This window comes from Paenibacillus tianmuensis, from assembly GCF_900100345.1.
Classification (GTDB): domain Bacteria; phylum Bacillota; class Bacilli; order Paenibacillales; family NBRC-103111; genus Paenibacillus_G; species Paenibacillus_G tianmuensis.
The window spans coordinates 45763-54906 of the sequence record NZ_FMTT01000041.1; the positions used below are offsets into that span (position 1 = coordinate 45763).

At 53.2% G+C, this 9144-nt stretch carries 8 protein-coding genes and 1 pseudogene; 4 read left to right on the forward strand and 5 right to left on the reverse strand.

Annotation, left to right across the window (positions count from 1 at the left end; translation table 11 throughout):
• The first annotated feature begins 194 nt into the window (after nt 1-194).
• Nucleotides 195-1448, forward strand: coding sequence for a threonine ammonia-lyase IlvA (gene ilvA, locus BLO51_RS21865; protein WP_090675223.1), 1254 nt, complete (start codon nt 195-197; stop codon nt 1446-1448).
• A 61-nt stretch (nt 1449-1509) separates the two neighbouring features.
• Here ilvA and BLO51_RS21870 read toward each other — a convergent pair.
• Nucleotides 1510-1853 (reverse strand): annotated as a pseudogene (locus BLO51_RS21870) (cation:proton antiporter domain-containing protein); the annotation flags it as partial.
• A gap of 48 nt (nt 1854-1901) precedes the next feature.
• On the reverse strand, nt 1902-3209 hold the full coding sequence (locus tag BLO51_RS21875) for an aminotransferase class I/II-fold pyridoxal phosphate-dependent enzyme (RefSeq protein WP_090675224.1): 1308 nt from the start codon (nt 3207-3209) through the stop codon (nt 1902-1904).
• Nucleotides 3210-3455: 246 nt separating this feature from the next.
• Here BLO51_RS21875 and BLO51_RS21885 point away from each other — a divergent pair, with 246 nt between their 5' ends.
• Together BLO51_RS21885 and kduI are read left to right on the forward strand one after the other, a co-directional pair.
• Complete coding sequence (locus BLO51_RS21885) at nt 3456-4232, forward strand: DeoR/GlpR family DNA-binding transcription regulator (RefSeq protein WP_090675227.1); 777 nt, start codon at nt 3456-3458, stop codon at nt 4230-4232.
• 277 nt (nt 4233-4509) lie between these two features.
• Nucleotides 4510-5343 carry a 5-dehydro-4-deoxy-D-glucuronate isomerase gene (gene kduI, locus BLO51_RS21890; RefSeq protein ID WP_010497914.1) on the forward strand — a complete coding sequence of 278 codons (834 nt, stop codon included), beginning with the start codon at nt 4510-4512 and terminating at the stop codon, nt 5341-5343.
• A 106-nt stretch (nt 5344-5449) separates the two neighbouring features.
• Here kduI and BLO51_RS21895 read toward each other — a convergent pair whose 3' ends face one another.
• Nucleotides 5450-7240 (reverse strand): L-fucose isomerase, encoded by a 1791-nt coding sequence (locus BLO51_RS21895; protein WP_090675229.1) that lies wholly within the window; start codon nt 7238-7240, stop codon nt 5450-5452.
• Nucleotides 7241-7256: 16 nt separating this feature from the next.
• Nucleotides 7257-7637, reverse strand: a complete 381-nt coding sequence (locus tag BLO51_RS30470; RefSeq protein WP_090675230.1) for an FGGY-family carbohydrate kinase — start codon at nt 7635-7637, stop codon at nt 7257-7259.
• A gap of 3 nt (nt 7638-7640) precedes the next feature.
• Between BLO51_RS30470 and BLO51_RS21905 the strand changes: the two genes are divergently transcribed.
• A protein-coding gene (locus BLO51_RS21905) for an IS630 family transposase (RefSeq protein WP_090675232.1) occupies nt 7641-8685 on the forward strand; the annotation gives its coding sequence in 2 pieces (ribosomal slippage) (nt 7641-8144 and nt 8146-8685; 1044 coding nt in all).
• 164 nt (nt 8686-8849) lie between these two features.
• On the opposite strand, the gene BLO51_RS21910 is transcribed toward BLO51_RS21905, so the two are convergent.
• On the reverse strand, nt 8850-9144 hold a 295-nt coding region (locus tag BLO51_RS21910; RefSeq protein ID WP_143006938.1), incomplete at its 5' end, for an HNH endonuclease.

The window sequence follows — 9144 nt, forward strand, 5'->3', positions numbered from 1 at the left end:
TGTCGAGTCATGCCTCGATACTGTCATCGTACCGGATCATCCATCGCTTTGCAACACCGGCAGCCGGTTATCCCCGCAGTTGGGCATAGGGGATGGACAGATGCGCCGAACGGTGTATAATTAGGAGAAATTGCGAGCAAGCCCGTACTGCCGGGCGCGAGACTTACGTACATCGGGTTGGAGGAAAAGCGACTATGACCGCACAGCATATCAAACTAGAGGATATTCTCGTCGCCAGCCATCTGCTGAAGGACGTCGTACATCAGACCCCCTTGCAAAAAAATTTCATTTTATCCGAAAAATACGGCTGCAACGTGTTCTTGAAGCGGGAGGACTTGCAGGTGGTCCGCTCGTTCAAAATTCGCGGCGCCTACAATATGATCCGCAGCCTGTCGGAGGATAAGCTGCCCAAAGGCGTCGTATGCGCCAGCGCCGGCAACCATGCCCAAGGCGTGGCTTATTCCTGCAAAGCGCTGCAAATTCCCGGCAAAATTTTCATGCCGACGACAACGCCACGGCAAAAAATATCGCAGGTCAAGCTGTTCGGCGGCCCGTTCGTCGACGTCGTGCTCACCGGGGACACCTTCGACGATTCGCTGCGGGAAGCGCTGGATTACGGAGAGCGCGAAGGATTGTCGTTCGTTCACCCGTTCGATCATCCGAAGGTCATTGCCGGGCAGGGCACCGTCGGTCTGGAGCTGATGAACGATATGCAGGGTCCGGTCGACTACGTATTCGCCGGGATCGGCGGCGGCGGACTCATCGCCGGCATGAGCACATATATCAAGGGCGTCAGCCCGACCACTCAGATCGTCGGTGTGGAAACGACCGGAGCGCCTTCGATGCGGCAATCGGTCGATTCGGGCGAGATCGTCACGCTCGGCGAGATCGACAAATTCGTTGACGGCACAGCGGTCAAGCGGGTCGGTGAGCTGACGTACGACATCTGCCACGAGCTCCTTGACGATATCATCGTCGTGCCGGAAGGCAAAGTGTGCACGACGATTCTTGAACTGTACAACGAGAACGCCATCGTGGCGGAGCCGGCCGGAGCGCTGTCGGTGGCAGCGCTGGAGTTTTACCGTGAGGAGATCGCCGGCAAAAATGTCGTGTGCGTCATCAGCGGCGGCAATAACGACATCGACCGGATGCAGGAGATCAAGGAGCGGTCGCTCATCTACGAGGGCCTGAAGCATTACTTCATCGTCAACTTTCCGCAGCGCGCAGGCGCTTTGCGGGAGTTTCTCGAATATGTGCTCGGACCGACCGACGACATCACACGGTTCGAGTATACGAAGAAAACAAGCAAAGAAAACGGTCCTGCGCTTGTCGGTATCGAGCTCAAGCACAAGGACGATTACGGTCCGCTGATCGAACGGATGGAGCAGCGCGGGCTGCGGTTCAGCGAGATTAATAAGGACCCGAACTTGTTTAATTTGTTGATCTAAGCCAACATGAACAAGCCTGACGAAAAGGGAGCGATCCCTTCCGTCAGGCTTGTTTGCGTCGTCAGGCCGGATGGTTTTCCTGCGCTTTGGAGCGGTCCGGCGGCGCAGCAGCCGTTTTGTCGAACTTAAACCAACGATTCAGCAAGCCGTACACGAGCTTCGATTCCTTCGTCAGCAGCGGTCCGAGAATCGCCAAAATCAATACGTACAGCGCGGCGAACGGCTGCAGGACGGTCATCAGTCCGCCAGCTTTTCCGAGATTGGCCATAATGATGGAGAACTCTCCCCGGGAGACGATCGTCAGCCCGATGTTGGACGAAGCTTTCGGAGATAGCCCGGCGCTTCGCCCGGCCAGCATCCCGCCACGTAATTGCCGACGAGCGTCAGCAGCACCGCTTTGGTCGATTGCAAATGCAAAAAAAGCCGGAGGCTCTTGCGAACCTCGGCTTTTTCTTATTTCGCGGCGACATTTTGGAGATCCAGAACGCCTTGGTAGATCGTTTCGAACAGCTCGTCGATATTCGCTTCCTCGATGCAGGAAAAGGCGACGCGGAGATCGGTTTCGCCGAGGGCGATCGTCCCGACGCCGTACTTATCGAGCAGGTGCAAGCGCAGCGTTTCGGCGTCGACCGTCTTCAGCTTCAGGCACATAAAGTAGCCGGAGTTGAACGGGTAGTAATCCCATACCTGATCGAATTTGCTGGTATCGAGCAGCGCTTTGACGCGGTTGGCGCGGGCTTTCATGATGTCGAATTTCTCCTGCTTCTGGGCTTTGAAGTCCGGCGATTGCAGCGCATGCAGCACGAACGTCTGCGACGGATGCGGGCCGCTGGAAATCGTCGCACGGATAATGCCCATCGTTTTTTGCTCCAGAGCCGCCAGCGTCGCATCGCTTTGTCCGACGTACGTAATAAAGCCGACGCGGAAGCCCCACACGTATTCTTCCTTCGTCGCGCCGTCGATCTTGACCGACAGCACGCGCGGATGAAGCCCCGCCAATTGGCCGGCAAGCGACTCGTGCAGCGATTCTTCGAAGAACAGGCCGAAGTAAGCGTCGTCCGTGACGGCCACGACGTTGATGCCGGCTTCCGCCGCTTCCTTAATCGCCGCTACGATGGCGCGTCCTTCTTCGGGAGCCGGCGTGTAGCCGGTCGGGTTGTTCGGGAAGTTCAGCACGACGATGGCTTTGCCTTTGCTCTTTTGCGCAAGCAGGGCGTCGCGGAGCGCTGCCGCGTTGAACTGACGGTCTTCCGTGTAGAGCGGGTAGTATACGAGCTCGGCGCCACGGCGAATGCCGAAGGTCAGCTCGTAGTTTTCCCAGTTTTTATCCGGAATGATGACGGCGTCTCCGGGACCGGCGAACAAATCCGCCACGATGCTCAGTCCGTGGGTAAGCGCATTCGTCACGATCGGATTGCCGAGGTTTTTGCCCTGAAGGGACGGATTTTCCTCGATCATCTTGCTGCGCCATGCGGTGCGAAGCTCCGGCTTGCCCGCCGGCGGGGCATATTCGTAAATGTCCTTCGGATTGTAAGTGGACAGTGTATCTTGGATGACTTTCAGATGCATCGGCTGACCGTTCTCCAGCGCCGTGCCGATGGTGGCGTTGAACTTCTTGGCCTTTGCCTTCGCTTCGGCGGATTGGCTCAGGATGCCGACCTTCGGAAAATAAATTTGTTTGCCGAGCTCGGACAGCATCTCGTAGACGTGCGGGTTTTCCTTTTGAATGGTTTCATTTAAACTTTGGGCAAGAGGGTTCATGACGGTCCATCCTTCCATGTTCTTCATTGCTTACATTAGACCATATTATAACACTTTTCGTACGGCAGCGTCACGGAGTTTCGGATTTAACGACAGAGACCGCCTGCAAGGGGCGGGGAACGGGCATACGGGCAAATTTGCCGGGGAGGCTTGGTTTTCCCAAAGAAGCTGTGTTACCATAGGGGCAGCAAAAATATGGGTGCGGATTGGCGTGAGGAGCGACGATCCGCAGAGCGGGGGACAATGATGTCGGCCATTCTACGATACGAGAAAATTATGGAGCTGCTCATGGCGCACCGTGAGGTGTCCGTTGCGGATTTGGCGGGCAAGCTCGGGGTGACGGGCAAGACGATCCGGCAGGATCTCGAGAAGCTGGAAAGCAAAGGACTGCTGCACCGGACTCACGGCGGCGCCGTGCTGGCCAATGAAGGCTACTCCGGCCTGTTGGCCGGGCTCGCGCCGAATCCGAAGCATCCGGACGAGAAGCGGGAGGCGGCGGAGTGGGCGCTGCGGTTCGTCGAGCCGAACGACATTATCGCGCTAGACAGCGGCAGCACGACGCTGGAGATGGCCAAGCTGCTCGACAATGCGCCGCTGACGGTCATCACGAACGATCTGCATATCATCAGCGAGCTGATCAAGAAGGACCGCGTACGGCTGGTCGTCCCCGGCGGCTTCCGCAGCCGGAATATGCTGGTCAGCGAAGAAGCCGCGGAATTTCTCAGTAGGCTGAACGTGCAGAAGGCGTTCCTGTCCACGACCGGGATTCACCCGGAGTATGGATTTACGATCTTCACCCATTCCCACGTCGGGCAAAAACGGGCGATGATCGATTCCGCGAAGCAGGTGTTTTGCGTGGCGGACCACAGCAAGTTCGACAAGTGCGCCCTGATCACGTTCGCGAAGCTGTCCGAAATCGGCGTGATCGTGACCGATCCGTATTTGCCGGAGGAGACGGCGCGAAGCTACGAAGCGGCAGGCACGCAAATCGAGCGGAACCGGCGGAGCCGAGTCGGAAGGTAGCGTTGGAGCGGCATGCTCTCAGATACGGCTTGACCATCCGTCGCGCCGCAGCGAGTGCCGCATGGGGACGCTTGCGATCCGGAAGCCTGCGCATCCGGCCGGCAAATGCGCTGAAAAGGGCGGAGGGGGCGAACGAACATGCTCGTTACCTGCGTCTGCGGTTTTGTATGTCCTTATTGGTTCATTTTGGTTCAAAAATAATTCATTTGAACTTAAATGAACGTATGGTTTATAATAGCAGTGACCATACAAATACGGGAGGAATTATACGATGGCTATGGAAATTCGTTATGCGACCAACCCGACGGAAACGAAAACGTACGATACGGAACGTTTGCGCCAAGAATATTTGATCGAAGGCTTGTTCGTGCCGGGCAAGCTGAATCTGGTGTACAGCCACGTGGACCGCTTCATTACGGGCGGCGCCGTACCGACGACGGAGCCGGTTCTGCTCGAAGCAGATAAGCACGACATGGGGGCGGATTATTTCCTTGAGCGCCGCGAAATCGGGATCATTAACGTGGGCGCCCAAGGCATCGTCACGGTCGACGGCACCGATTACGTGCTGGAGAACAAAGACGGCCTGTACGTCGGCCTCGGCAACAAGCAAGTCGTGTTCAAGAGCGCGGATGCCGCGAATCCGGCGCGCTTCTACCTGAGCTCGACTCCGGCGCACAAAAATTACCCAACGCAAAAGGTGGCGATCAGCGAGGCGGAGCCGCAGCATCTCGGTTCGATCACCAACTCCAACGAGCGCACGATCTACAAATACATTCACTTGAACGGCATCCAAAGCTGCCAGCTCGTGATGGGGATGACGCTGCTGAAGCCGGGCAACATGTGGAACACGATGCCCTGCCATACGCATAACCGCCGCTCGGAAGTGTACTTCTACTTCGATATGCCGGAAGACGGCGTCGTTTTCCATCTGATGGGCGAGCCGACGGAAACCCGTCACGTGGTTGTCCGCAACGAGCAGGCGATCATCAGCCCAAGCTGGTCGATCCACAGTGGCGTAGGCACGAGCAATTATACGTTCATTTGGGCGATGGCCGGAGAGAACCAGGAGTTCTCCGACATGGACGCAGTCGCCATGAAAGATTTGAAATAAGGCACCGGGAAGCAAAAAGCACAGTTTCTTTGAAGCGCGAACCTTACGGGTACGGCTCAAGAGGCTGTGCTTTTTCGTTTGTACAATATCCGGTGAAGCGATCCTTCTATTTATAAAGTGGTCCAAAATTGGAGCATGCGCGATAGTCAGCGCCTTCGGTTTGCGCTGTTCCGAACAGTCCCCACGCACGCGGGCGGAAAAAGCGCTCTTCAGCAACATTATGCATGTTTACAGGAATGCGCAGCATGGATGCTAGCGTAATTAAGTCTGCACCGATATGTCCATAGCTAATCGATCCGTGGTTCGCTCCCCAATTATCCATAACATCGTAAACGGAACGGAACGCTCCTTCGCCGGTTACAATCGGCGCAAACCAAGTTGTCGGCCAAGTAGGATCCGTACGATGATCAAGCGCTTCATGCACTTCTTCCGGCAGATCAACCGAATAGCCTTCGGCAATCTGGAGAACAGGGCCGATACCCTTCACAAGATTGAGGCGCGACATCGTCATCGGCATGCCGCCTTTGGTCAAATAATCGGAGGAGTAGCCGCCGCCGCGGAAATAACCCATGTTAGCCGGACGCCATGATGTCGCAGCCAGGCAGCGATTTGCTTCTTCTTCAGAAATTTCCCAGAAGGGCTTCATTGCCGGTTTGCCGTCTTTCGTTTGCTCGCCTGTTCCGTCCAAAGTCGCTGAACCGGAGTTGATAAGATGAAGAATGCCGTTTTGCGCAGCGCCGCCAAGCTTATGCCCGGTTACGCGCTCAACCGATTCCGGACTCCAATACGTGCGCACGTCGGCGAAGATTTGGGCTGTATTCGTAAGCAGGCTGCCGAACAGCATAACCGCACCGTTCAAGCTGTCGTTTTCCGTCGCCACCAAATATGGCGCGCGAATGCCGTTCCAGTCGAAGGAAGAGTTAAGCATCGCTTCCCAAAAGTCGCCGTTAGGGAAATGATCCGTCCATTGACGCTGTCCCTGGAAGCCGGATACGATGGCGTTATGCCCCATCGCTTCCTCGCCGAAGCCAAGCTCCGCCAGGCGCGGATTGCCAATCATGAGGTCGCGGGCGATTTGCGTCATTTTGACAACAGTTTCCCAGTCTCTATCCTTCTTTTCTCTAGTCGATTGAATGTCCGGATCGTTGTTGTCGGGGCCTTCTACGCAATGTTCTTTTACCCGAGCCATCGCTTTGTTAAATTCTACCTCGTCATAAATCTTCTCGTCGATGCGGCGGACGAACTCCGACATATCAATGTATTCATTTCTCATGCCGAGATATTCCTGGAAGAACGAGTCGCTTACAATGGAGCCGGCAATGCCCATGGACACAGAGCCCATCGACAAATACGACTTGCCGCGCATATATGCCACCGCAAGACCGGCTCTGGCAAATCCGATCAGTTTATCCTTTACGTCGTCGGGAACAGAAGCGTCTGTAGAATCTTGAACCTGTTCGCCGTAAATGCCGAATGCCGGCAAGCCCTTTTGCGCATAACCGGACAGTACGGCAGCCAAATATACAGCTCCGGGACGCTCAGTGCCATTGAAGCCCCACACCGCTTTAGGTATGGACGGGTCCATATCCATCGTCTCTGTGCCATAGCACCAGCAAGGCGTTACAGTTATCGATACCCCCACACCTGCTTTGGCAAATTTATCCGCGCATGCGGTAGCCTCGGCCACACCGCCAATACAGCTGTCCGCAATGATGCATTCCACAGGATCGCCGTTAGGATAACGCAATATTTCAGAAAGCAAAGCAGCGGTCGCCTTCGCCATATTCATGGTTTGATCTTCTAATGATTGACGAACTCCTCTGCGGCGTCCGTCAATCGTCGGTCTGATACCGATCTTCGGGAATCCGCCGGCATATCGGTGCATTTCAATTGACATTGTAAGCCCTCCCAACTTATAATTTCGCCAATACATCCATATCACTTTTTAAATTTAAATAACTGGAACGATAAACAGGATATATCTGGTTGTAGATACGATGTGCCTTTTCATTTGGATAAACCTTTTTATCTAGAGTTTGCCATTTTTCTAATTCTTCCCAACTTAACAGACCTGTACCTACTCCTGCCAACATAACATCTCCCAAATTAGCCTCGACATCATGTTTGGGGCAAACAACCGGATGTCCTGTCACATCGGCAATAATTTGTCTCCATAATTGGGATTTGATTGCGCCACCAGCTACTATATAAGTTGAATTAAAGATTAGAAAACTATGGTAAGGAAAAACATACCTGCTTGTCGAATAAGTAAGGAAACATAAACAGACAGGCAGGGAATGAAAATGGAAGACACATCAAGACTTGAAGAAGTAAAACAAGCGATGAAAAAAGCAAAGGATCGCCGCATGTTCGAGCGTTATCAGGCGCTGTATTTACATTTACAGGGTACTCCGGCAGAAGCGATTGCACCTGTTCTAGACCGAAGTGTCAAAACTGTAAAAGGTTATATTCGGGCTTATGAAACAGGTGGTCTATCCGCTCTGAAAATGAATCATTCACCAGGAGCGCCGGTTCGCTTAACGAAAGAGCAGCAGGAAAAACTGAAGCAGACCATTGTAAATTCGGTTCCTCATGAGGTGGGTTTTACGGCCCGCCACAATTGGACATTAGAAATCATTGCAGCCTTTATTAAACGTGAATTTGGCTATACGTATTCACTTCGTGGCGTCTCGAAAATGATGCATCGCCAAGGGTTAAGCTATACAAAACCCACGTATACCTTAGCGGCGGCAGATGAAGAAAAGCAGCGCCAGTTTTCAGAAGTCACGTTCCCCGAATTAAAAAAAATTGATGGACGAGGAGATTGACCATTTACTATTTGAGGATGAATCGATGATCCGCGATTACCAAGCCATTCAAAAAACATGGTTTCTGCGCGGCAAGCAACGAATCATCCGCACCACAGGCAAGCACCGCGGCGTCAAACTGCTGGCAACAGTTGACTATGCCACTGGCGAAATTGTTTGGCAGGAAGACGTGCAGTACACAGCAGAGACCTTCTTAAGCTTTCTTCAAAAAGTGGTCGCTCACTATCCAAAGGGCAAAATCGTCATCGTGTTGGACAACGCCCGTATTCACCATGCCCAGTTGCTTCAGCCGTTTTTGGAAGATATGAAAAGTCGACTCGAACTGGTTTTCCTACCGCCTTACAGCCCGAAACTGAATCTTGTTGAAGGTCTGTGGAAATGGCTGAAGTCTGATGTGATTAACAATGTGTTCTATCATACAGTGGCAGAAATCCGCAACAATGTTCAGCAGTTTATGGACGAAATCATGAAATCCCCATTGTCGATCATTGATCGTCTTTGTATCAGGCTCTAACCAGTCGATTCAATAGTTCAACTTATATAGTTCTGGACAGTGAAAAGTTCTCGTATAGGAATAGCTAAGGAGAGTCTTCAACACGACTTGGTCAGCTCTCCTTTTCGCCCTCCTTCGCACCGTACGTGATTCTTTCGAATCATACGGCGCTCCATCATGACCTTCTACATGAGACGATTCAACTTTTCTCTGAACGCTATAATCTTTTTCCAGATCTTCTTCCCTAACGAAGCATAATCCTCTCGGCTGTGAATCTGTCTGTGGCAATGTTCATGTACCGCGGCTAAATTGTTGACTCGATTGACGGATGCCTGTGGTAGGTGAGGGTCAATATGATGGATGTGAAGATTGAACGGTTTTAGTTCTTCGTCACAGACCCTGCATTTCCCTTTGTCCCGGTTAAAAGCGTAAGCTCGATTCAAGAAATATTCGAAATTGTATTTCTTGTCGGTCGCGCCT

Bases quoted from the DNA above. Each gene is read 5' to 3' on its own strand.
- ilvA (WP_090675223.1), top strand. From the start codon at position 195: ATGACCGCACAGCATATCAAACTAGAGGATATTCTCGTCGCCAGCCAT.
- BLO51_RS21875 (WP_090675224.1), bottom strand. From the start codon at position 3,209: ATGAACCCTCTTGCCCAAAGTTTAAATGAAACCATTCAAAAGGAAAAC.
- BLO51_RS21895 (WP_090675229.1), bottom strand. From the start codon at position 7,240: ATGTCAATTGAAATGCACCGATATGCCGGCGGATTCCCGAAGATCGGT.
- BLO51_RS21885 (WP_090675227.1), top strand. From the start codon at position 3,456: ATGTCGGCCATTCTACGATACGAGAAAATTATGGAGCTGCTCATGGCG.
- kduI (WP_010497914.1), top strand. From the start codon at position 4,510: ATGGAAATTCGTTATGCGACCAACCCGACGGAAACGAAAACGTACGAT.